This is a genomic window from Pseudoalteromonas sp. SWXJZ94C (assembly GCF_015864385.1).
In the GTDB taxonomy this organism is placed as follows: Bacteria; Pseudomonadota; Gammaproteobacteria; order Enterobacterales; family Alteromonadaceae; genus Pseudoalteromonas.
Genome location: NZ_JADYXF010000005.1, coordinates 81206 through 104892 on the forward strand (window position 1 = coordinate 81206; position 23687 = coordinate 104892).

At 37.2% G+C, this 23687-nt stretch carries 21 protein-coding genes and 1 pseudogene; 16 read left to right on the forward strand and 6 right to left on the reverse strand.

Going from position 1 to position 23687, the window contains the following annotated elements; genetic code table 11:
• The first annotated feature begins 2 nt into the window (after positions 1-2).
• The 9 genes from hisD (at position 3) to I6F65_RS03330 (ending at position 7037) form a co-directional block, all read left to right on the forward strand.
• Positions 3-1304: a histidinol dehydrogenase gene (gene hisD, locus I6F65_RS03290; protein WP_197111541.1), complete on the forward strand. Its 1302-nt coding sequence runs from the start codon at positions 3-5 to the stop codon at positions 1302-1304.
• Positions 1294-2403 (forward strand): histidinol-phosphate transaminase, encoded by a 1110-nt coding sequence (gene hisC / locus I6F65_RS03295; protein WP_197111542.1) that lies wholly within the window; start codon positions 1294-1296, stop codon positions 2401-2403. The genes hisD and hisC overlap by 11 nt, the downstream gene beginning before the upstream one ends.
• Positions 2400-3461: a bifunctional histidinol-phosphatase/imidazoleglycerol-phosphate dehydratase HisB gene (hisB, locus tag I6F65_RS03300; protein ID WP_007580650.1), complete on the forward strand. Its 1062-nt coding sequence runs from the start codon at positions 2400-2402 to the stop codon at positions 3459-3461. The genes hisC and hisB overlap by 4 nt, the downstream gene beginning before the upstream one ends.
• Positions 3458-4048, forward strand: coding sequence for an imidazole glycerol phosphate synthase subunit HisH (hisH, locus tag I6F65_RS03305; protein WP_197111545.1), 591 nt, complete (start codon positions 3458-3460; stop codon positions 4046-4048). Before hisB ends, hisH begins: the two co-directional genes overlap by 4 nt.
• A 33-nt stretch (positions 4049-4081) precedes the next feature.
• Complete coding sequence (locus I6F65_RS03310) at positions 4082-4816, forward strand: 1-(5-phosphoribosyl)-5-[(5-phosphoribosylamino)methylideneamino] imidazole-4-carboxamide isomerase (protein WP_010552951.1); 735 nt, start codon at positions 4082-4084, stop codon at positions 4814-4816.
• Positions 4798-5577, forward strand: coding sequence for an imidazole glycerol phosphate synthase subunit HisF (gene hisF / locus I6F65_RS03315; RefSeq protein ID WP_197111547.1), 780 nt, complete (start codon positions 4798-4800; stop codon positions 5575-5577). The genes I6F65_RS03310 and hisF overlap by 19 nt, the downstream gene beginning before the upstream one ends.
• Complete coding sequence (gene hisIE / locus I6F65_RS03320) at positions 5568-6182, forward strand: bifunctional phosphoribosyl-AMP cyclohydrolase/phosphoribosyl-ATP diphosphatase HisIE (RefSeq protein WP_165727992.1); 615 nt, start codon at positions 5568-5570, stop codon at positions 6180-6182. Before hisF ends, hisIE begins: the two co-directional genes overlap by 10 nt.
• A 109-nt stretch (positions 6183-6291) precedes the next feature.
• The gene (locus I6F65_RS03325; RefSeq protein ID WP_197111549.1) at positions 6292-6846 is read left to right on the forward strand and encodes a hypothetical protein; all 555 of its coding nucleotides are present in this window, start codon (positions 6292-6294) and stop codon (positions 6844-6846) included.
• A gap of 2 nt (positions 6847-6848) precedes the next feature.
• The gene (locus I6F65_RS03330; protein ID WP_197111551.1) at positions 6849-7037 is read left to right on the forward strand and encodes a DUF1289 domain-containing protein; all 189 of its coding nucleotides are present in this window, start codon (positions 6849-6851) and stop codon (positions 7035-7037) included.
• 598 nt (positions 7038-7635) lie between these two features.
• On the opposite strand, the gene I6F65_RS03335 is transcribed toward I6F65_RS03330, so the two are convergent.
• Both I6F65_RS03335 and I6F65_RS03340 read right to left on the reverse strand, forming a co-directional pair.
• Positions 7636-8067: a hypothetical protein gene (locus I6F65_RS03335; protein WP_197111553.1), complete on the reverse strand. Its 432-nt coding sequence runs from the start codon at positions 8065-8067 to the stop codon at positions 7636-7638.
• 106 nt (positions 8068-8173) lie between these two features.
• Positions 8174-8371, reverse strand: a complete 198-nt coding sequence (locus tag I6F65_RS03340; protein WP_197111555.1) for a hypothetical protein — start codon at positions 8369-8371, stop codon at positions 8174-8176.
• A gap of 1013 nt (positions 8372-9384) precedes the next feature.
• Between I6F65_RS03340 and I6F65_RS03345 the strand changes: the two genes are divergently transcribed.
• Positions 9385-10071, forward strand: coding sequence for a LipL32 family surface lipoprotein (locus I6F65_RS03345; protein WP_024611089.1), 687 nt, complete (start codon positions 9385-9387; stop codon positions 10069-10071).
• A 165-nt stretch (positions 10072-10236) separates the two neighbouring features.
• Here I6F65_RS03345 and I6F65_RS03350 read toward each other — a convergent pair whose 3' ends face one another.
• A complete protein-coding gene (locus I6F65_RS03350; RefSeq protein ID WP_166110248.1) occupies positions 10237-11508 on the reverse strand; it encodes an O-acetylhomoserine aminocarboxypropyltransferase/cysteine synthase family protein in 1272 nt (423 codons plus the stop codon).
• 203 nt (positions 11509-11711) lie between these two features.
• Between I6F65_RS03350 and I6F65_RS03355 the strand changes: the two genes are divergently transcribed.
• Positions 11712-12521, forward strand: coding sequence for a hypothetical protein (locus tag I6F65_RS03355; RefSeq protein WP_197111557.1), 810 nt, complete (start codon positions 11712-11714; stop codon positions 12519-12521).
• A 512-nt stretch (positions 12522-13033) separates the two neighbouring features.
• Here I6F65_RS03355 and I6F65_RS03360 read toward each other — a convergent pair.
• The 3 genes and pseudogenes from I6F65_RS03360 to I6F65_RS03370 form a co-directional block, all read right to left on the reverse strand.
• Positions 13034-13324: pseudogene (locus tag I6F65_RS03360) on the reverse strand (S46 family peptidase); the annotation flags it as partial.
• Positions 13325-13418: 94 nt separating this feature from the next.
• Positions 13419-15509 (reverse strand): bifunctional diguanylate cyclase/phosphodiesterase, encoded by a 2091-nt coding sequence (locus I6F65_RS03365; RefSeq protein WP_197111560.1) that lies wholly within the window; start codon positions 15507-15509, stop codon positions 13419-13421.
• Between the two features lie 220 nt (positions 15510-15729).
• Complete coding sequence (locus tag I6F65_RS03370) at positions 15730-17517, reverse strand: M61 family metallopeptidase (protein ID WP_024610754.1); 1788 nt, start codon at positions 17515-17517, stop codon at positions 15730-15732.
• Between the two features lie 204 nt (positions 17518-17721).
• On the opposite strand from I6F65_RS03370, the gene I6F65_RS03375 reads away from it, so the two are divergent.
• The 5 genes from I6F65_RS03375 (at position 17722) to I6F65_RS03395 (ending at position 23633) form a co-directional block, all read left to right on the forward strand.
• Positions 17722-19257: a GGDEF domain-containing protein gene (locus I6F65_RS03375; protein ID WP_197111562.1), complete on the forward strand. Its 1536-nt coding sequence runs from the start codon at positions 17722-17724 to the stop codon at positions 19255-19257.
• A 72-nt stretch (positions 19258-19329) separates the two neighbouring features.
• Positions 19330-20673: a nucleotide 5'-monophosphate nucleosidase PpnN gene (gene ppnN / locus I6F65_RS03380; RefSeq protein ID WP_197111564.1), complete on the forward strand. Its 1344-nt coding sequence runs from the start codon at positions 19330-19332 to the stop codon at positions 20671-20673.
• Positions 20674-20683: 10 nt separating this feature from the next.
• The gene (gene xni / locus I6F65_RS03385; RefSeq protein ID WP_166110267.1) at positions 20684-21457 is read left to right on the forward strand and encodes a flap endonuclease Xni; all 774 of its coding nucleotides are present in this window, start codon (positions 20684-20686) and stop codon (positions 21455-21457) included.
• A gap of 93 nt (positions 21458-21550) precedes the next feature.
• Positions 21551-21937 (forward strand): DUF3192 domain-containing protein, encoded by a 387-nt coding sequence (locus tag I6F65_RS03390; protein ID WP_024610751.1) that lies wholly within the window; start codon positions 21551-21553, stop codon positions 21935-21937.
• Positions 21938-21944: 7 nt separating this feature from the next.
• Positions 21945-23633 carry a hypothetical protein gene (locus I6F65_RS03395; RefSeq protein WP_197111596.1) on the forward strand — a complete coding sequence of 563 codons (1689 nt, stop codon included), beginning with the start codon at positions 21945-21947 and terminating at the stop codon, positions 23631-23633.
• Positions 23634-23687: the final 54 nt, after the last annotated feature.

Here is a 23687-nt window from a genome sequence, read left to right on the forward strand (position 1 = left end):
CCATGCTTCGTTGGAATGAGGAATCTTCACAAGTACAAGCAGCGGCGCTAATGCGCCCTGCAGTTTCTGCCAGTGCCAAGGTTGAAGCTATATGCAAAACTATCTTAGCTAAAGTAAAAGAGCAAGGCGATGAAGCCTTACTTAGCATGGCTAAAGAGTTTGATAATAGATCTAACCCTCGCTTATGTGTTCCGCTTGATGAAATTAACGCATCAGAGCAAGCACTAAGTGCAGAGCTTAAATACGCAATTGATACCGCTTATGCAAACGTTAAACGTTTTCACGAAGCGCAATTGCCAAAAGATATTAAATTATCGACCCAACCAGGCGTTGTATGTGAACTGAAATATCAAGCCATCGAAGCAGTCGGTATTTATGTACCCGGTGGCAGTGCTCCACTGCCATCGTCGGTTATTATGCAGGGTGTATTAGCGCAGTTAAGCGGCGCAAAAACCGTTGTACTTGCTACACCGGTACAAGGTGATAAAGCGATTAACCCTGCTATTTTATATGCAGCTAAGTTATGTGGCATTACTACTTTAATAGAAAGTGGTGGCGCAGGCGCAATTGCAGCAATGGCTTATGGCACCGAATCGGTTCCTAAAGTGAACAAAATATTTGGCCCAGGTAATAGCTTTGTAACAATGGCTAAACAGCTCGTTGCGCAAACTATTCCAGGTATGGCAATTGATATGCCAGCAGGTCCGTCTGAAGTATTAGTTATTGCAGATGAACGTGCAAACCCAGAATTTATAGCCGCCGATTTACTCTCACAAGCAGAGCACGGTGCAGACTCGCAAGTTATTTTATTATGTAACAGCGAAAGTATAATAGAACAAACTCAGCAGGCACTTACACGCCAGTTGGCTAATTTGAGTCGCAAAGAAACAGCCGAGCAAGCGCTCGCTAATTCTTCGCTTATTTTGGTCGATTCAATTGAGCAAGCATTTGATGTATCGGCGCAATACGGCCCAGAGCACTTAATTTTACAACTAGGCGATGCAACACCATACCTAGATAAAGTTAAAAACGCAGGCTCAGTATTTGTAGGTGACTACACGCCAGAATCTGCAGGCGATTACGCATCGGGTACTAACCACGTGTTACCAACATATGGTTACAGTGCAACATATTCTAGCTTAAACTTGCTTGATTTTTTTCGTACATACACAGTGCAAACAATTACTAAAAGTGGTTTAACACAGCTTTCAAAAGCTATTTTACCACTTGCAGATGCAGAAGGCCTTGATGCCCACGCTAATGCGGTTTCAATTCGTTTAGAGGCAATTAAAAATGAGCAATGAGAGCGCACAAGCGTCTAGCTTATTACCTAAAAATATTGCAGCCCTTGCTGCATACAGCTCTGCAAAAAGTGAAAAGCTAACCGGTACTACGTGGCTAAATGCTAACGAAAGCCCGTATGCTAGAAATCTTGAACTGAGTATTGAGGATTTAAATCGCTATCCCGATCCACAACCGCAACTGGTTATTGACCGCTACGCAGCTTATACAGAGCTTGAAAGCGAAAATATATTAATGACGCGTGGCGCAGATGAAGGCATTGAGCTTTTAGTGCGCACATACTGTGAACCAGCTAAAGATAGTATTGCGCTATTTTTACCAACCTACGGTATGTACAAAGTAACGGCCGATACACACAACGTTGGCATTAATGCGCTTACCCAAGAGTTATTACTAAATGGCAGTGTTGACGAAATAATCGCAGCTGTTGGCAGCTCAAAACTGGTGTTTATTTGTAACCCAAATAACCCAACGGGTAGCTTAACGCCACTTGATAAAGTAAAAGCGATTGCAACAGCACTTGCAGGTAAAGCATTAGTTATTGTTGATGAAGCCTATATAGAGTTTTGCCCAGAGCAAAGCGCCACTAAATTTATTAATGAGTTTAGTAATGTAGTGGTTTTGCGTACGCTTTCTAAAGCCTTTGCGTTGGCAGGCCTTAGAACAGGCTTTACCCTTGCACAAGCAGCAACTCTTGCGCCAATTCGTAAAGTCATTGCGCCGTATCCGGTATCTGGCGTAGTAGCAAGTATTGCAGCGCAAGCAATTGCACCCGATGCAATTACATCAATGCGCCGCCAAGTTACTATTTTAAATAGCTTAAAAGCTAAATTAGTGGATTGGCTAAACGCATCCCCTGCTGCATTAAAAATTATCACTGGTGAAGGTAACTTTGTTACTTTAAAATTAGCCGATAAAAACTATTTTAAAATTGCACTTGAGCAAGGTTTGGTTATGCGCGCTTTTACGCTATACGGTGAAGACGACTGGCTACGGATTTCAATTGGTAGTGAACAAGAACTTGAACAAGTAAAAATTTGGTTAGATGGCCTACAAACGCCAGCTTCCACAGCATCTTTAGCAGGAAACGAAGTATCATGAGCAACCCCTATTTATTTATCGACCGCGACGGCACTATCATTGAAGAGCCAATTACCGACAAACAGGTAGATAGCCTTGAAAAGCTAGCATTTTTACCTGGCGTTATCCCTGCGTTATTACAATTACAAGCTGCAGGTTACCGTTTAGTTATGGTATCCAACCAAGATGGTTTAGGCACAGATAGCTTCCCGACTGCTGACTTTGATATTGCACAAGACAAAATGATGGACATAATGCAAAGCCAAGGCATTAGCTTTGACGAAGTATTAATTTGCCCTCACTTTAACGAGCAAAACTGCGATTGCCGTAAACCTAAAACAGGCTTACTTACCGAGCTTATGCGCTCAGGCAAAGTAGACTTAGCGCGCTCTTTTGTTATTGGCGACCGTGAAACTGATATTGGTCTTGCTCAAAACCTATGTTGTGAAGGTATTTTATACGACGGCGATTGGAGTGCGATAGTGACTAAATTGACCACCGCAAACCGCGAAGGTCGTGTTACACGCAATACCAAAGAAACCCAAATTGATGTGGCAATAAACTTAGATCAAACTAAAAATGGCAGCATAGACACCGGACTTGGCTTTTTTGATCACATGCTTGATCAAATTCGCACGCACGCAAACATTGGTTTAAACATTAAAGCCAAAGGCGATTTACACATAGACGAGCACCACCTGGTTGAAGACATTGGTATTGCTCTTGGTGTTGCACTTAAACAAGCCCTCGGGACTAAATCGCAAATTGCGCGCTATGGTTTTGCTCTTCCTATGGATGAATGTAAAGCTGAAGCACAAATTGATTTATCGGGTCGTGCATCATTTGTATTAAACGCTAACTTTAGCCGCGAAAAAGCCGGTGATTTAGACGTACAAATGGTTGAGCACTTTTTCAAAAGCTTAAGTGATAATGCCGCTATTAGCCTTATTTTATCGGTAAGCGACGGTAACTGTCATCACCAAGTAGAAGGCTTATTTAAAGCGTTTTCGCGCGCCCTTCGTATGGCAGTAGCACAAGACACCACCCAACAAACAGCCAGCTCTAAGGGATGTTTATGATTGCCATAATTAACACCGGTTGTGCCAATATTAATTCAGTACGCTTTGCGTTTGAACGCTTAGGGCAAACGCCAACAGTAATTACTACACCCGAGCAATTAGCCGGTTTTGAGCGCGCTATATTGCCAGGCGTTGGTCATGCATCTGTGGCAATGAAACGTTTAACCGACCAAGGTTGGCAGCAAGCTATTAACGAATACCAGCGCCCGCTTATGGGGATTTGTTTAGGTATGCAGTTACTGTGCGAAAGCACCGAAGAAGGTAACGTACAGTGCCTTGGTAAAATACCAGGACAAGTAAAAGCGCTCGATGTAGGCAATTTAACGTCGCCGCATATGGGTTGGAATAACTTAAGCGTTAATAAAGAGCATGCATTAACTAAAGGGCTAACGCTTGATGAGCAAGTGTACTTTGTTCACAGCTTTGCGCACACAGTAAACGACGCAACACTTGTAAGCGGCGAATACGGTCAAACCTTTTCAGCCATTGTTGCTAAAGACAATTACGCTGGCATGCAATTTCACCCAGAGCGCAGCGCAAAAGTTGGCGCACGTTTATTACAAAATTTTGTTGATTGGCAGTTGTAAGCTGCCCATTAACTAACAAAAAAGAGATTATTTGTGATTATTCCAGCATTAGACGTATTACAAAATCAGATTGTGCGCTTGTACCAAGGTAAATACGACACAGCACAGTTTTACCCTTTCGAGCTTGGCGCGCGTTTAAAAGAGTACGCAGACAGCGGCGCAGGAAAACTGCACCTTGTTGATTTAGAAGGTGCACGCGATCCAAGTAAAAAACAGTGGAAACATATTCAAGCTGCAACCAAAGCGCTTAACGTACCGTACCAAGTGGGCGGCGGTATTCGCTCAGAGCAAGATGTAAGTGATTGGCTAAAAGCCGGCGCAAATCAAGTTGTTATTGGTTCAATGGCAGTTGAAAAACGCGAACAAGTAAAAGCCTGGATTGAACAATTTGGCGCAGAGCACTTTGTTATTGCCCTTGATGTAAATAAAACAGCCACTGGCTGGGCACCTGCTACGCACGGTTGGTTAAGTGAATCTGAGTTTGGTTTACTTGAGCTAGTTGATTTTTACGTAGGCTTAGGTGTTATTGATTTTTTATGCACGGACATCAGTAAAGATGGCACTATGACGGGTCCATCGTTTGAACTTTACGAAGACCTAACTCGCCACAACAGCACAATTAAAGTGCAAGCCTCAGGTGGCGTAAGCTCACTGGATGATATTAAAAAGCTTAAAGAACTAGGTGTGGGCGGCGTTATTTTAGGTAAGTCACTGCTTGATGGCGCATTTAGCGTTGAGGAGGCGTTGGCATGTTATCAAAACGCATAATCCCTTGTTTAGACGTTAAAGACGGCCAAGTAGTCAAAGGCGTTAAGTTTCAAGGTCATGAAGTAGTTGGCGACATTTTAACAATGGCTAAAGCCTACAGCGAAGCTGGCGCAGATGAACTGGTTTTTTACGAGATCAGTGCAAGCGTTGAAAAACGCCTTCTTGATGTAAATTGGGTAGAGAGCATTGCGCGTAATATCGATATTCCATTTTGTGTAGCCGGCGGTATTAAATCGGTAGCTGATGCAGCGCGCGTTTTAGAGCGCGGTGCAGACAAAATTAGCATTAACAGCCCTGCTATTGCGCGCCCTGAACTTATTAAAGAATTACACGATGAGTTTGGTAAGCAATGTGTAGTAGTCGGCATAGACAGCTTTTTTGATGAGACTACTGGCGAGTATTTAGTTTACCAATTAACTGGCGATCCTAATGCATCAAGCCGTACGCGTTATAAAACGCAAGAATGGGTTAAACGCGTACAAGACTTGGGTGCAGGCGAAATTGTATTAAACTGCATGAACCAAGATGGCGTTCGTAACGGTTACGACAACGAGCAACTCAGTAAAATTCGCGAGCTATGTAACATTCCTTTAATCGCCTCAGGCGGTGCGGGCTCTATGCAAGATTTTGTTGATGTATTTAAACAAAGTAAAGTAGATGGTGCATTAGCCGCCAGCGTTTTTCATAAAAATGTGATTAACATTGGCGAACTTAAACAATTTTTAACAGATAACCAAGTGGCAGCAAGATTATGCAAGTAACACAACAAAACCAAGCTCAAGTCGATTTCGCTAAAAGTGAAATGATCCCTGCTATTATTCAAGATGCCCGTTCTGGTGTTATTTTAATGCAAGGCTTTATGAACAGCGAAGCACTAAACGTTACGCTTGAGAGTAATAAAGTAACGTTTTATTCTCGTTCTAAGTCGCGTTTGTGGACTAAAGGCGAGTCATCAGAAAACTACTTAAACGTAGTATCTGTGCATACAGATTGTGACTACGATTCAATTTTAGTACTTGCCAACCCAGAAGGCCCAACGTGCCACTTAGGTACACAAAGTTGTTTTGGTGATGATGCAAAACCAAGCTTGAGCTTTTTAGCACAGTTAGAAGATGTGATTGTTGCGCGTAAAAACGACGACCCTGAAAAAAGCTACACAGCCTCATTATTTGCAAAAGACTTAAGCCGTAGTTGTCAAAAAGTAGGTGAAGAAGGCGTAGAAGTTGCCCTTGCCGCTATGAAACACGATAACGATGAGCTAACAAACGAGTCTGCTGATTTAATTTATCACCTTACAGTATTACTACAACGCCAAGGCTTAGCCCTTGAAGATGTAGTTAAATGCTTGCAAGGTCGCCATAAATAGCACCTGCTAAAGCAAATTGAAAAAGGCTCATATCTTATGGGCCTTTTTATTTTTACAGTAAATCACGTGTGATATAGTGCGTGGCTAAATTAATCGGTTACTGTGAACTATGAAAAACTATATTACTCCTTCTATTGTCGCATTTATTTTAGTCTTCGCGTTTATTTTAGCGGGCTGTACCAGCAAAACTAATCAGACTACAACTACAGCAGCCACTACTACAACGAATCAGTCTGTAAAAACCACAGTAACACCCGATGAATGCAGCACCATAAATAACCTAATAAATGGTTATGAGTCTGGTTTTAATTCAATCAAAACAGATAAAGTAGATAACCAGTTCACTAATCAATGGCGTACTAATACTCACATTATTGGAGCAACCTGTACGGTTACTTTAAATAAGTCAGAGCAAGCAAGCTACCAATGCCAAACACCCGTTAATACACAAACGCAAACAGTAAAATCTCATCAAAAACTGGCTAAGCAATTACGCCAATGCTTAACCACAACAGGTTGGTTTGAAAGCCAAAAAGAAACAGCAAGTTCAATTTACAGCACCTTTGTACTTGATACTAAAACCCCTGTCATTACACTCTCTACCAATCAAGAAGGTAATGGGTTCACTACTCGCTTTGAAATTGCACCACCGTTAGGGCTTTAATAATGCGCCAATTAAATCAAAACAAAAAACCATCTAAATTTAAAACTGATTGCCTAGGAATATGCGAAAGGCGCAGCGGTTACTGCACCGGATGTGGGCGCACAAATGAGGAGATTTTTGATTGGATAATATTATCTGAAGATGAAAAAAAAGCGATTTTAGAAACCCCTCGTGCAGATACCTCTCTTTAATAGTCGCCTTTTTTATATTTAAATTAGACTATTTTTAAACAAGATAATCATCTTAGTTTAAACTGAAAAGGTATAGAGTAAGACTAACTTTTGTATATAAAAGCTAATATTAATATAATAACTCCCAAAGATGTTTTAGGTTAACACCACCATCGCAAGCACTTAATTAAATTAGGTTAATTTCGTTTAAAAACTGAATTAACTAAAGCTAAGCTAATATAGAAAGTTAATACAGACACTCCAAATGTTAATAAAGCAACAGACCAACCGTAAGGACCCATTTCACATTCAAAGTTATATTTACACTCAATAGCATTAGGCTCTAGCATGAATAGATAAGTCGACCATCCCATAAGTAAAGACAAAGAAAACATAAAAAAAGCGAGAAATATTTTTGATGACACCGAATTAGAAGCTGATGATTCATTTTGCGCTGGATATTTATGTACAAGGTAAATAAGGCCAAAACATCCAAAACTAAATATTGTTACAACTAAACTCAATAATGTATTTATTATATTTGGACTAATACTAGAAATAAAAAACATTAGGGCTATGACTGATATTGGTAATATTAAATCTGAGCGCATAATTAAAATTATTCTCTTGCACTACACGACACAAATACTTCCCCGCGTCGCTCAGAGGAAATAGTAAAGTAAATGTCCATATTACCGTTATCACTACTCCTTGGATAACTTCTAATACTGATACTGTCCTTATTATTTTGTAATACTGTTAGTTTAAAAGAACTAATCCATGGATCTTGTATCCCAGTTTGCATTGTAACTGCCGCTGATGCTTTCATGGTAATTTCATCATTTTTATAAATTAAATTATTATCATTAATATCTATGGAAAGTTTTACAACATTACTTTTTAATATTTTAGGTTCATTTTCAAAATACCCATCATTAACAATAATGCAACCAACATTATTTAAGGGGAATGATTTTGAAATAGAAGCATTACTAGATGAAATAAATACCATCGATAACAATGCAAACAAATAATTTATTTTTATAAACATAATCTAAGCCAAACTAGTTAAAGGTAAATATATCGTAGTGCGGGTAAATATCATTAGTAATCCGCCATTAAAGAGCTTCTTCTCATTCCAACTCCTTTCTGACAATTTATTCAATTATTACATCTTCTATTTTTCGTGAAATTAAACCAAGCTTTTCGATAATACTAAAATATCCATCTAGTTTATCTAAAGTGCGTGCTATAACAACAGCCAAACTAGCAAAAGCCACTGTAGTTGTTTCTCCTAATGCTAAGCGGTAAGCGGTAAGCGCCGCCGCAATGCTTGATATCCCTACTTTAATCAAAGTATACGGCTAAATCAGCAATTAAATCACAAAATATTACCTTATCTTCAAGAATATTTTAAAGAATTACAATTAGAACTATAATAAATATTTTTAGACGAGTACCTGAATGAGAATTTTGTATAATTGCTAAGATTTGGTCAATTGTCAGATCTGCTACTTGGGCATATATAGCTGTTTTAGTAAATATTCTCCTGAATCCAAGTTTACCTTAAAGAACTATAGTTCCTTCATCGTATCGTCTATAGGATCATCTTTAGCTTTAGTATAATATTTGTTTAGCTCAATCAACTGCTGTTCACTTAATAGATAAAAAGCGTTATGACTTCGACGAATTAACTCTATTAATTTTTACTATCTTTAACTTGTGGACTGTTATGTTTAATCCCTTAAACATATGGTTTCGTAAGCTCAATTTTTTAGAACTTCGTCGCTTATCGAAAGCAAGAATGAGTGACCAGAACACTGTAAATGAGTTAACTCTTATGAAGAACGTGCCTATTCACAATGGATAATAATCTCAGAAAAACGAGTGTGTCACAGATAGATTTTATATATCGGAGCTTTACGATAAATATAAAAAACAATCGCAGCTTAGTAGCGACGTAAAAATGGTCATCAAATTAAACTAAGCAGCCCTAAATTTAAAAAATAACGTTAAAATTGAATTCGCCTAATTAAAATTAGAAAAACTCAAACTATTACCACCAGTTCATCTGCGTTTGCAATAATGTGATTTGGTGAAAAATAAAATAAAAAACTTTAACAATCAGCATTGTATTATTAATAAATTCAATATGTAGTAATGTAAAATTGTTTTTATTCTACAATTTAAACACCTTCCTTTATCAAATTTTTATATAATTATATTTCTAAAAATGAATTAATACTTTGAAATAAAGTATAAAAAAGTTTCAAAAAGAGTATTTCATAGCCAACAATTCTAATATATAATCCCCGCCGTAAAATCATGATGATTTAACATATAATTACAAAATATAACAAGGAATAGAATGAACTTTTCAATCGTAAAAAAAGCAGTATTAGTTGCGGCAATGGCAACATCTTTAACAGCTTGTATGACTACTGGTCCGGCTTTAAAAAGCTCTAATTCAGAAAGTGTTGCTGGAATAGAAGCACGTTTACCATATGCAAACTATGCTAGCTACTTCGGTTACATTGATAAAGGTACTGCTCCACAAGGTACGTACAAAGAAAAAGATGCATACTACTTATTCGTATGGGTACCAGCAGCAATTGATGAAATTGGTGTATCAATGGTTTCTCCAGCATCGGGCACGCCAAGTGACACTGATTTCGTAAGTGATGCATATACAAAACTTAATGAAAGTAATCCTGATACGTTCTTCGATACTTACATTGTATTAGATCGATTAGACATCGTTGATAGCGCTAAGATCAGTAAAGGTGGTAAATCTTTACAAACTCTAACTTACAATGATGACAGCAGCGAATTACCAGCTAACCCAGGTGGAAGTACTTATAACTCTTTAATTCGCCACGTTAGTGAAGTAAGCAGCCCAACTAAAGCGTTAGTACGTGGTGTTTACCGTATCTCATTTACATCTTTCCGTTCAGCTATCGAAGGTTCTTTTGAAGCGACTGTTGGTACTAACGTACCAGGCATCAAAATTGCTAAAAGCCTTGAAGAACTTCAAGCTCTAGTTAACGAAGGTTAATATCTAATTTTATTAGGTAATTAAAAATGCCGTTCATTTAAAATGAGCGGCATTTTTGTATCTATCACTTTTACTATTGGATAATTTGGTAGATAAGTAATTATTTTAAGTCGTGCTTAAGTATTTTATTTTTAGCCGATTAAGCTTTTTTCTAACAAAAATAATTTACGCTTTATCGAGCGCTTGGCTTACATCGGCAATTATGTCGGCAATGTTTTCAATGCCGACCGATAAGCGAATTAAATCGCGACTTACACCGGCATTTGCTAATTCATCATCGTTTAATTGGCGATGTGTAGTTGATGCAGGATGACACGCAAGCGACTTAGCATCGCCAATATTAACTAAGCGTAAAATCATATTTAGCGCATCAATAAAACGAGTACCTGCCTCTAGCCCACCTTCAATACCAAAGCTTAAAATACCCGATGCTTTACCACTGGTGATTTTTTGGCTCATTTCGTTATACGGGCTTGATTTTAATCCTGCGTAATTAACCCAAAGCACTTTTGGATGATTTTCTAAATACTCAGCCAGATGCTGTGCATTTTCGCAGTGGCGATCCATTCTTAAGCCTAAGGTTTCAAGGCCGATTAAAATGTCAGATGCGTTTTTAGGCGCAAGGGCTGCGCCGGTATTTCTAAGTGGCACTACTCTGCAGCGTCCAATAAATGCAGCTTCAGCAAAGGCTTCGGTATAAACCACGTTGTGATACGACGGATCGGGCTCGTTCATCATTGCAAAACGCGTAGCATTCGCTTTCCAATCAAATTTTCCTGAGTCGACAATCATGCCGCCAATGGCAGTACCGTGCCCGTTTATATACTTAGTAAGTGAATGAACCACTATATCGGCGCCCAGCTCAAATGGGCGGCATAAATACGGCGTAGCCACAGTATTATCAACTATAAGCGGCACACCTTTACTGTGTGCAATGCGTGCTAAACGCTCAATATCAACAATATTACCTGCAGGATTACCAATAGATTCACAAAAAACAGCGCGGGTGTTGTCGTCAATCGCATTCTCAAACGCGGTAAAGTCATCGGCTTTAATCATGCGTGCTTCAATACCTTGCCTAGGTAAGGTATGTGCAAATAAGTTATACGTGCCACCATATACTTGGCTGGTGCTTACAATATTAGTACCGACTTCACACAAACATTGAATAGCATACGTAATAGCAGCCATCCCAGATGCTACTGCTAGCCCACCAATGCCCCCTTCCATCGCGGCAATACGTTGTTCAAGTACGGCATTGGTTGGGTTCATTATGCGGGTGTAAATATTTCCAGGTACTTTTAAATCGAATAAATCAGCGCCATGCTGCGTGTTATCAAATGTATAAGAAGAAGTGTGATAGATAGGCACCGCTGCAGATTTAGTGGTAGCCTCAGATTCGTAACCGTGGTGCAGTGCTAATGACTCTAATTTCATAATTATTTCCTTCAATTAATTTACCACTAAGCTAGCACTTCTTGGTTATAAAATGCACATGAAATATTTTAAAGGATGTTGAGGTGGTTTGATTTAAGTTAAGGGTAACGAAGAGTGAGAAACGGACATTGGACTTTCCGATAATTCAAGGTAGTCTAAGTCGAAATAATGATCTGTTAGACAGTATGAGGAAGTATCTACCAATGGAGCGGTTAACAAGAATTTGGAAAGATCCTGTATGGAGTAAAGTCATTGCAACAGGAATAATTGCATTTATTACGATAGTAGCATTGCCTTATTTCCCTTTTTTATTAAAATTTACTTATAGATTGATTACTTCTAGTACCAGTATACCTAATTGGTTACTTGCCTTAAGTATCCCTTTGATAATACTTGTGCTTTTTCTATATAAAAAATTCTTTAGTAAAAATAAATTTAAAATAAAGGCTGAAAAATGTATTCCTCAACTATCGATTTCAAAAATTGAGTTACTAAATAACGTTATTGAGAAGCCGCAAAAATACAATATAAAAAATGATGACGCTATTTATTTGGAGCAACGTGGCTACATTAAGCGGATCGATAAAGTTTCAGATAATTTATATTTATACGAGATCGATACGACTGCCAAAAAAGTCTTAGCGAAACACTTGGAATTTGAAAGAAAAATCAAACTTACTGAGTTTATGGCGAAAATAACTGAAGACGAAAAAAATTTCTTAAGACTATTTTTCATTCAAAAAATTCCCTACGGAACATCTGATAGTGGCGTGATAATGGAGGCTAATATTTTCTCGGCGGGGGAAAATATGGCTCGACACAAAATTATTAAACAAATTGACAATTCACAAAAATCTGAAAAAGTATCCTATGAATTAACACAGGATGCAGCCGAATATATAGATAAATTTATTTTTAACAGTAAGCCTAAAAGGTTTAAAGTGGAGCTCGATGATAGTTTTATTTATGTATCTCATGCCCGTGGGGGTATGGCTAAGGGAGCATGGGGCTAACATTTAAGAATTGGAGAAAAAGAATTAGAATGACACCCATCTAAATAATTTTGGGTTTTCCTTTATTGCGCGCGAGATAAACTCCCGCCTACAAAGCTGGGGTTATATTGGTAGGCGGGGCTTTATGCCACGTTTTTGCCTTATTGCGCGCGAGGTAAACTCCCGCCTACAAAGCTGGGGTTATATTGGTAGGCGCGGCTTTATACCGCGCTTTTGCGGTTTTTCTTTATGCGCGCGAGGTAAACTCCCGCCTACAAAGCTGGGGTTATATTTGTGGGCGGGGCTTTATGCCGCGCTTTTGCGGTTTTTCTTTATTGCGCGCGAGGTAAACTCCCGCCTACAAAGCTGGGGTTACATTGGTGGGCGGGGCTTTACGCCGCGCTTTTGCGGTTTTTCTTTATTGCGCGCGAGGTAAATTCCAGCCTACACAAGAAAAACAATTAATCGATTAACCCTCAACAAAAAAGGCGCTTCCTTTACGGTAAGCGCCCTTCTCTTATCTCACTAATTACTTATTTTACGATTGTCATTTCGTCTAACAAGTTTTGTGCATTATCTACTTTATCCATTACCCACAGCATGTAGCGCGAATCAACGTGGATTGAGCGATTAAGCTCAGGGTTGTAATCCCAATCAACAATAATACTTTCGTGAACACCGTCAAACAGTAAGCCTACAAGCTCTGCTTTACCGTTAAGTGTTGGCGAACCTGAGTTACCACCGGTAGTGTCTACATTTGATAAAAAGTTAACTGGTACTGTATTCATGCCACCGGTGTAATCACCATAAAGCTTGGCTTTAATTTACTCTTGTAACCACTAAGCCTTTTGGCGATACAAACATGGGATAATAAGGTCAATAGCCGTGCAATGATTTATTACAATCGAATGTTTAATCTTATTTTTTATAAAAATTCATCGATAAATCAAGGAACTGTTTTGCTGGTATTGGTTTACTAAAGTAAAAACCTTGCATAAAATCACAGCCTAATTCGTTCAATAAAGTATGCTGCTCTTTTGTTTCTACCCCTTCGGCTACAACTGTCAGTCCTAAACTGTGCGACATGGCAATAATTGCCTTTACGAGATTACAATCTTCATTGTTTAGCACAATACCATCAATAAAACTTCTATCTATTTTTAGTACATTAAAAGGGTATTCTCTCAAATAACTTAATGATGAATAACCGGTACCAAAGTCATCCATTGATAAGTTAATGCCTAATGCAGTAATCTCAGTCAGTATATCAACAACATTAGTGTGACAACTCATCAATACTCCCTCTGTGATTTCAAGTTCTAAACTTTCGGGATTTACGTTTGCTTCACTCAGTGAGTTTTGAATAAAGCTAAGTAATCTTACATCTCTAAATTGACGAGGAGATAAGTTAACAGCCATTGTATATTTTTGTTGGCGTTTACAGGTGCTTTGCCATGTGTTTAAAAAGTGTAAAGCTTTGCTAATTACAAATTTGCCAATGGGTACAATTAGTCCTGTATTTTCGGCAATAGGTATAAATTCATCGGGAGTTACATTACCTAACACGGGGTTATGCCAGCGTAATAACGCTTCTGCGCCAATCATGTGTTTATTTTTAACATCAATTTGAGGTTGGTAGTATAGCTCGAATTCATTACGTTCAAGGGCACCACGCATTTGCTCTTCTATTACTAGTTGGCGCTGAATAATTACATTCATTTTTTTAGTGAAAAATGAATAAGTATTACGACCATATGATTTAGCTTGATACATTGCGGTGTCAGCATTTCGTAATAAATCATCGACTGTAGTGCCATTTTCTGGGTATATGGCTACACCAATACTCGCTGTTAGAATGAGTTCCCGCCCCTCAATTTTAAAAGGGGTTCTAAAATTGTTGAGCAATTTTTCAGTAATTTTTAACGCAGCATGATCATCAGTTACACCTCGTAATAATATGATAAATTCATCTCCACCTAGGCGCCCTACCGTGTCATCTTTTCGCAGTGCCTCTTGCAGCCTTTGCGCTGATTCAATTAAAAGTTTGTCTCCAGTTTCATGACCTAAAGAATCATTTATTTTTTTAAAATCATCTAAATCCAAAAACAGTACTGCCGCTTTCTCATTATTTCTTTGTGCTTCAATAAGTAATTGCGACAAACGATCAAGTGCTAAAAAACGATTTGGGAGTAAAGTTAGACTATCGTAATACGCTTGATGTCTAATTAGTTCATCTGACTTATGCTGCTCTGTTATATCTCGAATAATAACCATTAACTGATTATGTTTTGTTATTTTATTTATTCTTGCTTCAAAAAAAACGAGTCTATGAGGCAAAGCTAGCTCGTATTTAAAGCTCATCATTTGCTCTTTTTCTAATACAAGACTGATATAGGTTTCAAATTTTTTGGCTACATCGTTAGGGAGTACATCACCCATTTTTTTTCCGATAAACTGCTTTGGCTTGGTGTAAAGATCGGTCTCGTTACTCGCATGATACTCAATAATAGTTCCATCATTTTCCATCAAGAAAAATAAGTCAGGAATTGCCTCAAAAATAGTTTTTAGCATATGCTCATTAAATGACGCATCTGCTTGTGCCTTTTTTACATCCGATAAATCAATATCAATACAGTACATTTGTTTTGTATTGTATTGATTTGTAAACATAACATGACTAGAAAAAACCGGTACATTGTTTCCACCTTTGTCTTGTAAGGTAATTTCAGATGCTGGAATTTCTATATCTTTTTTTACCCAATCACTGTGTGCGTCAATTACAAATTCACACATTGATTCTGGAATTATAAGATCTTCTATTTTTTGCCCTATGGCTTCTTCTTTGGTATATCCGTAAAGTCGCTCACTCCCTTCATTCCAATAAATAACACGACGTTCACTGTCATAACCTTGAACAGAAATAACATTTACCGTATCAAATAACTGATGCAAATAGTCGTTAATTACAAATTGATGGGTTAAGTTTGAAGTCTCGTTATCTAATTTCATTTTGAGGTTATATCCATAAATAACTTTATTTAATAATAGAAAAATACTAAATAATAATTAAATAATAATTAAATTAAATTAAATTAAATTTAATTTAATTTAATTTAATTTTAATATTAAATTTCCATGTACATTATATACGTCATTATGCAAAACAAAAAAAGAGCCGAAGCTCTTTTTTAATAATTGTTACTATATTTAAACTCTATAAAAACTGAATTTATTTTTTTGTCACATCATTTGGATGTTCCACACCAATCCACGCTTTAAACAGCGCTTTTTGCTCAGGCGTTGCGTCTTTATCAGCAGCAACTGCTTTAGGCTTATCAAAATCTTCTGATAATACTAATGTTAAGCTTTCAAGTGCATCACGACGAAGATAGTCAACGGTTACTTTATCGCCTGCTTTATATATTTCTAAGCTAGTTTTTAAATCTTTACCTACATGATGCTTGTTTATAGCAACAATTTTATCATCGGTAGTTAAACCAGCTTTCCATGCGCTTCCGCCTCGACGAACGTAACCTAGCGTAAGTAGCTCGCCTGTATTTTTAGCCGTAGCATCAATACTTGCAAGCGCTTTTGCTTTTTCTGGGCGCTCAAATTTCAAACCCACTTTAGCAAGCAATTCATCAAAGTTAATATTTGCAGGCGACTCTACATTTTCTTGCCACCAAATTGAGTAATCACGCCCTGTTAAATCTTTTAAAATGTTAAGCACATCTATGTCTGTAAAACCTGCTGGCATTTTATGATTGTTATAAAGTGCTTTATGCACGTCGCGGTAGCTTATTTTACCTTGGCTTTTTTCTAGCAAGTCGATATCTAAAGCAAGTGAAAGTAATGAACCTTCTGAATAAATATTTGTGCTGTAGTTGCGCGCGTGGTCGCCACCTTGATTAATCCATTTATCAAAGCTTGTCTCGCTTGCGCTTTGTACTTCACGACCTGGTGTTTGCAAATGACGATTAATAGTTTTACTCATCACTTTAAAAAACTCATCCGTTGTTTCAATGCCTGAACGCACTAATAAATGATCTTCAAAATAACTTGTTGAACCTTCCGCAATCCAAAGCAATTTTGAATAGTTCATATTAGTGTAGTCATACGGTACTAAACCTTGAGGGCGATACGCTTTTACGTTCCATGTATGAATAAATTCGTGTGCAGCGGTGCTTATAAAAGCGAGGTAATCTTCTCGGCTGCCAAATCGATCGCGTGGGCGCTGTATAATAGTTGAGTTTAAATGCTCAGTTGCACCACCAGCACCCGACGTTGCATGTACCATAAATACATAACGTTCATACGGATAGCCTTCCCAAATTACGTTACCGGTAGCAACTAATTTTTTAAGGTCTGTAAGCATTAAATCTACATCGTAATTACCATCACCCCATACTACTAAGTCGTATTCACGGTCATCTACTTCAAATGTGTGTAGTTGATTTATACCAGTTTCGATTGGCGAATCAACAAGCACGTCGTAGTCGGCGGCTTTAAATGAATTTTTACCTTTTAAATTGTCCATACCCGATACCGAACGCCACTTTTTAGGCACTTCTAAATTAACGGTTACAGGTTCTTGGCGAAATGATTCACTAAACATAAAAAAGCCTGACGCATCTATAAATGCATGGCTATCATCTATGTGGCGGGCACGCTTACCAAGCTCATTTGCATACACTTGATAGTCAACATTAACTTCTGTTGGCTCATTAAGATGTACACGCCACGTACTGTGATCTATTTTTTCCCACTTTAACTCTTTGCCATCTCCATCTTTAGCTTTGAAATAGCGAACGCCGTTAGCAAGGTTTAGCATTTCATAGCGACCTGTTCGCCATGCTGGAAGTTTTATATCAAGATGTGATTGCGCTGTTTTAGGAAACTCAACACTTACATCACCTAAATGGTGTTGTGGTTGCGATATTTCTAAAGAATAATTTACATCGGCAAAAACAGGTGCTGAACATGCAGCTAAAATAGAAAGGGCTAATAACTTTTTCATAGAGACTCTTAGTGGAAACTTAATTATTAGTAAGACTAACAAGCCCTTATTTAAAAGTGAATTAAATACGATAAATGGCTGTGTATATAAGTTTATACGCATTACATTATTAAAAATGCTAAGTTTTTAGCTAGATAGCTACACTTAATAAAAATTTGTTGTAAACTGAAGGTAATATAACTAACTTGATGGCGGTATGCTTAGGTGTCTGAAAAATCTAACGCTACAGATAAAAAACTCAAACAAGCAATCGACGCTCGAATGGCTGTTGAGGATGCACGTAAATATCAAGTAGACACCCTATCTAATTTTTCTGCTAAATTATCGCTAAGCTGTAAAGGGCTTGATACTGAGTTAGATAATAGACTCGCTAAATTTAGAAATGCTCTTACTAAGGGAGTTAGTTTTGAATATCTATCACCTTTAATAACCGAAATCATTACGTTATTAAAAAATCAAGAATCTGTACAATTAGCGCAACAACGTGACTTATATGCAAGTGTACTTAACGCGGGAAAACAATTACAAAAAATCATTGGATTACCAGATGATACTCGCAGATCACTAAGAAACTTATTAGATAACGAAATTAATAACATTCAATCTACGCACGACTTTCTTCCTTTATTAAACCAACTGATTACTTTTTATCATCATGCTTTAAATTCTAAACTAAATAGCGGTTCTAACGACCAATCAACAGCAACCCCAGCGTTAGCCCAAGAACTACTTGAACTAGCTAACGCATTAGTTCTTGAAGATGAAGCAGCTGAAGAAATTAAAATAATTAAAAACAAAATTACAAAAAGCGATACAATGAGTGCATTGCTTGACGCTGCAATAAATATAATTAGCGTTATTGTTAAAAATATTAATAAAGAGAGAGAGTCAGCGCAAAGCTTTTTAGCTTCTCTTAATCAAACACTTGAAGAACTTCACAATTCAATCGTTTCTACAAGCAAACACTCGCAGTCTATGGGACTGGAATTTGATACTTTAAATAAAAATATTAAAGATAAGATAAAAAATCTTAACGAAAAAACGCAAAATGCGACCTCAATTTCATCTTTAAAAGAGCTTGTAGACAACGAACTAAAATCACTCAGTAAAGACTTTATTGCAAAAGAGCAGCTAGAACGCGCTGATAGAGAAGTATTGGTATCGAGCTTTGATAAAATAAATAGCCGTATTGGTACCCTCGAAAACAAACTCACTAAGTATAAAAAGCGACTAAACGAACAACGCTTTAAAAGCTTGCTAGACAGTCTAACAAAACTACCTAACCGTGCTGCATTTGATGAACGATATAATCACGAAATTCACCTATTTAATGTCCAAGCTTCAGATGTTACCCTTGTAGTCATTGACGTTGATCACTTTAAATCTATTAATGATAGGTTTGGACATACAGCCGGCGACATCACATTGCAGGTTATTGCAAAAGCGTTACAAAAATCAGTTAGAAAATCAGATTTTATCGCCCGTTATGGCGGTGAAGAGTTTGTATTACTAATGACCGATATGACAATTGAAAATGCTGCCGTCCCATTAGACAAATTGAGAAAAGCGATTAAAAGCATTCCTTTTAAGTTTAGAGATAAGCAAATTGAGATAACAATATCTTTGGGGGCAACTCAATTTAGAAAAGGAGATACACCAATTATCGCCTTTGATAGAGCTGACGATGCACTTTATGAAGCAAAAAATACAGGTAGAGATCGTCTTTGTATGAGTAAATAATGTCATCTTTCTTATTTAAGAAATATTATGGCTAAGTAGTTAATTTACGTAAAAATAGCAAGGAGAATACCGATGCTAATACAATTAAACCCAACTGGTGTTTTAGATTTACTCTCGCAATTAGAAGTTGATTTATTAGAGCAATCTTCAGCCAGTGAGCGCTACAAACTATTTAGAAATTGCGCGCTTGCTGTTCTTAATGTGGGTAGTCATACAGACGAAAGTAACGACATTTACGATAAATACAAAGACTTTGATATACGATTAGTAAGCCGCGAACGCGGCATTAAAATCGAGCTTAAAAACCCACCATCTACTGCTTTTGTTGACGGCGAAATAATTACAGGTATTCACGAACATATATTTTCAGTCATCCGTGATATTTTATTTATTTGTCAAAAATACGAAAAAAACCTTAAAGAACAAAAAGCCATTACTCATATGGTATTTGATATGCTCAGAAACGCTGATGCATTACGCGTTAACATAGAACCAAATATGGTTGTTTGTTGGGGTGGACACTCAATCAACGAAGTTGAATATAAATACACTAAACAAGTAGGTTACGAATTAGGCTTACGCGGTTTAAATATTTGTACCGGGTGTGGACCAGGTGCAATGAAAGGTCCAATGAAAGGCGCTACTATTGGTCATGCCAAACAACGAATTACAGATAATCGTTACTTAGGTTTAACAGAGCCAAGCATTATAGCAGCCGAACCACCAAACCCTATTGTTAACGAATTAGTTATTTTACCTGATATAGAAAAACGCCTTGAAGCATTTATTAGAACCGCCCACGCAATTATAATTTTCCCTGGCGGTGCAGGTACTGCCGAAGAACTTTTGTATTTATTAGGTATATTACTTCATCCCGATAATACTAAGCAGTGTTTACCCGTTATTTTGACCGGACCTAAAGAAAGTGAAGCCTATTTTAAAGAGCTCTGTAAATTTGTTGAAATGACACTGGGTAAAGAAGCTCTCGATAAGTTTGAAGTTATTATTGATAACCCTGAACTTGTTGGTCAAAAGCTAAAGTCAGCAATGTCTAATGTACGTAATTATCGTAAAAGTGAAGGTGATGCATATTACTTTAACTGGACGCTAAAAATTGATAACGATTTTCAGCAACCTTTCGTACCTACACATGAAAATATGGCAGGTCTTGATTTACACCTTAATCAGCCAAAGCAGCTATTAGCCGCTAATTTACGACGAGCGTTTTCAGGCATTGTTGCCGGCAATGTAAAAGACGAAGGTGTTAAAGCCATTAAACATAATGGTCCATACATTTTAAGCGGCGAGCCTGCCCTGATGAAAAGTATGGATAAGCTATTACAAGCATTTGTTGTCCAAGGTCGTATGAAACTCCCTGGTAGTAAATACATTCCGTGTTACAAAATAAAAGCATGAGTTATATAGTTTGAAGCCCCACTTACTCCTTATTGATGCGCTTAACTTAATTAGGCGCATTTACGCAGTTGACGTAAATCAAAAACATCACAGTGATGAGCAAATGATACAAACATGCAGTGCTCGTGTTGCTCATGCATGCAAAAAACTTTTAAATACAACCAATGCAACACACGCCATTGCGGTATTTGATGGTGATAGAAGCTGGCGTTATCATTTTTATAAAGACTATAAACACTCGCGCGCACCTATGCCACAAACCTTAAAAGACGCTTTATTGCATTTTAAAAATGCGATTGAAGAAACGGGTATTGTAGTATTCGAGCCAATAAACGACGAAGCAGATGATATTATTGCCACCCTTGCATCTAAGGCAGCAAGCAATAATATAAGCAATACCGTTGTATCTACCGATAAAGGTTTTTTACCTCATTTGGGTGATTACATCACTGTTTACGACTATTTTAAAAAACAATATCTTGATAAGAATAGTATAAAAGAGCGTTTTGGGGTTGAGCAAACCAAGCTTATTGATTTTTGGGCTTTAGCCGGTGACAAAACAAATGATATCCCTGGTATAAAAGGTATTGGTACAAAATCAGCTCAGCAGCTTATTAATAATTATGAATCAATTGAGCACGCCTTAGAGGATAAATCACTTAGCCCAAGCATTCATAAAAAGCTCGACGCTGGTATGGATATGTATGTTATTTCAAAGCAGCTGGTCAGTTTGCGAACAGATATAAATTTAGGCTTTAGTTTAAAGCAGTTAAGACTTAATTAGTCGCAAGTTAATAGCACGTAGTATACGCAAGTTAATAGCACGTAGTATACGCAATACGTATACTATTATTAGTCACGGCAGTTAGAGTAATCTATGTTGAAAAAGTTTTTTAGGTATTTAATTTTAGGTTTAGGTCTTTATGCGCTTATAGCAACGTTGGTAATTACCTTTTATAAAGACGATCCTCAGGCAATGATATGGCAAGATCGTGAAGCCTTTAATAAACGCTTTATTGAAAAGCTAACTCTTGAAAAACAAACTACTCTTAATAATGTACTTGATTACCTAGGTAGCCCAGATCTTACTTACGCAAAACGTGATGGAGAACAAGTACTGCAAATTGTTTTTTATCGCACGCAGCATATTACGTCTGATGGTATAACGACTATGGATGAATGTACTGGGCTTTTATTTAAAAATGGTCAACTTATGCTATGGGGACCAAGTGCCTACAATAAATATCAAGAAATCATCAAGTGATGCCATAATGGATGAGCCTGTTTCGGTAAAGCTAAATAAGTTATTTGAAAATACTCATCTATTTTTAGCATCCTATAATAATAAAAAACAATGGCAAACACTCTACCCCGTAATATGTAAGCTCGCTGAGCAATACAGGCTTTTATATTATGAGAATCCATTTGCACTTCAAGCTCAATTAACTCTTTTTAATACTAAAAATGACTTCGCTACTAACTTAATAATTAGCCAATGCGTATTAACGGCTGCGCTTTGTAAGAGCCAAAAATATAATGAAGAATTATCTGAGCTCTATATTAGCACCGCACTGGTTGAGCATTTATGTGTTTGCCAAGAGTTAAACAAACTTTCAGAACAAGTCAGCTTTAACGAAAATGAAAAAAGAACGTGGAAATTACGTCATCAATTAGCGGGGAAAATAATATTAACCGGTGGTGAGCCTGTAAAACCAATTACACAAATTTTAGCAAAATTAAATAAATATAAACAAGCGCTGGTCAGTACACCTAAAATTATGCTTTACGATGGCGGCATAACGCTTGTAGCACTTGCTAATATCATTGCGATGAATATTACCTACAATACTCCTAAAAAACATATCGACCTTTACAAAGCATTAGCCGATTTATATATACGTACCCCAAACTTATTTGCTCAAAAACTAATAAAGTCACTTATTGCTCATATCGGTCCATTATTACCAGGTAGCCGAGTAATCTATTTTGAACGCGCAATGGTCTACTTAGCAACTGATTCAGAACAACGTCACGTATTAGTTAATACAGAAAATAAAGATAAAATGACATGGCATCGAGTCAAAGCATCACTTAATGATAATGCTAAACAATGGCTCTGCACTGACTCAAAGCTGCATCTTAGTGTTTGGAATAGCGAGCATATAACTAGAAGAACAAATAAGCTAACTACTGAGTCATTAACGCTGCTCGATTTAATCAGCCGTATAAAATTACAGCACGAATACAGCTATAAAGGGTTAAGTCAAATTATATTGCCTCATCCTCAAATAGTTAACAGTCTTTGTGAAGCTGTAAAACCGTATAATAAAGAACATCAGCCTGCTAAAGATTTAAAGCACAGTTTATCTATGGTGGGATACTTCAATGCGCCAGCTATTATTCAACGCGTAGTGTTTGAGCAGCTAGTTTATGTGACCCCCCACCCTTTACAAGCGTTTATATTAAACCGTTTAGATTGCTTAGTAAAAATAATGTCTTTATTAGTGAGTCACAATAAGCAATTTCAATTTGAACACATTACATTACCTTTATATGCCTATACTCATTTTTTATTAACTCAATGTAGCACTCGTTTATCAAGGAAAATTTTAATAGACGAAACCCCAAATAAAACATTAAGTATTCCTTTTTATGCTTTTTTTGGCGTTAACTTACTTAATAACGAGCAGTTAAACGTACAACTTAAACAACTTTTAAGTGATAACCCATGGACTGCAGCCCTTTTAGAAGCAGAACAAACACCTAAAAAACAACTTAACTCACACCATAAATTGTGGGTTGCATTAAAAACGTTAGCGCAATATGTCTTTAAGCCTGAGTTAGCATTGAGCCCTTGGCAGCAACAAACGCTTAGTGATCAATTAACAGCTCAGGGCTGGAAAGATAAGCATTCTTTTTATCAGCAATTACAAGAGCTAAACCTCTCGAATACTATTTAGTAAGTTTATTACCATTATAAATAAAAATTATACCCGTTATTTATAGTATAAACT

Excerpts from the sequence above, each read along its gene's own strand:
- hisIE (WP_165727992.1), top strand. The coding sequence starts at position 5,568 with ATGCAAGTAACACAACAAAACCAAGCTCAAGTCGATTTCGCTAAAAGT.
- I6F65_RS03365 (WP_197111560.1), bottom strand. The coding sequence starts at position 15,509 with ATGAAATTAGATAACGAGACTTCAAACTTAACCCATCAATTTGTAATT.
- I6F65_RS03390 (WP_024610751.1), top strand. The coding sequence starts at position 21,551 with ATGTTGAAAAAGTTTTTTAGGTATTTAATTTTAGGTTTAGGTCTTTAT.
- ppnN (WP_197111564.1), top strand. The coding sequence starts at position 19,330 with ATGCTAATACAATTAAACCCAACTGGTGTTTTAGATTTACTCTCGCAA.
- I6F65_RS03330 (WP_197111551.1), top strand. The coding sequence starts at position 6,849 with ATGCGCCAATTAAATCAAAACAAAAAACCATCTAAATTTAAAACTGAT.
- hisD (WP_197111541.1), top strand. The coding sequence starts at position 3 with ATGCTTCGTTGGAATGAGGAATCTTCACAAGTACAAGCAGCGGCGCTA.
- hisH (WP_197111545.1), top strand. The coding sequence starts at position 3,458 with ATGATTGCCATAATTAACACCGGTTGTGCCAATATTAATTCAGTACGC.
- hisC (WP_197111542.1), top strand. The coding sequence starts at position 1,294 with ATGAGCAATGAGAGCGCACAAGCGTCTAGCTTATTACCTAAAAATATT.
- I6F65_RS03350 (WP_166110248.1), bottom strand. The coding sequence starts at position 11,508 with ATGAAATTAGAGTCATTAGCACTGCACCACGGTTACGAATCTGAGGCT.
- I6F65_RS03395 (WP_197111596.1), top strand. The coding sequence starts at position 21,945 with ATGGATGAGCCTGTTTCGGTAAAGCTAAATAAGTTATTTGAAAATACT.
- I6F65_RS03370 (WP_024610754.1), bottom strand. The coding sequence starts at position 17,517 with ATGAAAAAGTTATTAGCCCTTTCTATTTTAGCTGCATGTTCAGCACCT.
- hisF (WP_197111547.1), top strand. The coding sequence starts at position 4,798 with ATGTTATCAAAACGCATAATCCCTTGTTTAGACGTTAAAGACGGCCAA.
- hisB (WP_007580650.1), top strand. The coding sequence starts at position 2,400 with ATGAGCAACCCCTATTTATTTATCGACCGCGACGGCACTATCATTGAA.
- I6F65_RS03355 (WP_197111557.1), top strand. The coding sequence starts at position 11,712 with ATGGAGCGGTTAACAAGAATTTGGAAAGATCCTGTATGGAGTAAAGTC.
- I6F65_RS03345 (WP_024611089.1), top strand. The coding sequence starts at position 9,385 with ATGAACTTTTCAATCGTAAAAAAAGCAGTATTAGTTGCGGCAATGGCA.
- I6F65_RS03335 (WP_197111553.1), bottom strand. The coding sequence starts at position 8,067 with ATGTTTATAAAAATAAATTATTTGTTTGCATTGTTATCGATGGTATTT.
- I6F65_RS03325 (WP_197111549.1), top strand. The coding sequence starts at position 6,292 with ATGAAAAACTATATTACTCCTTCTATTGTCGCATTTATTTTAGTCTTC.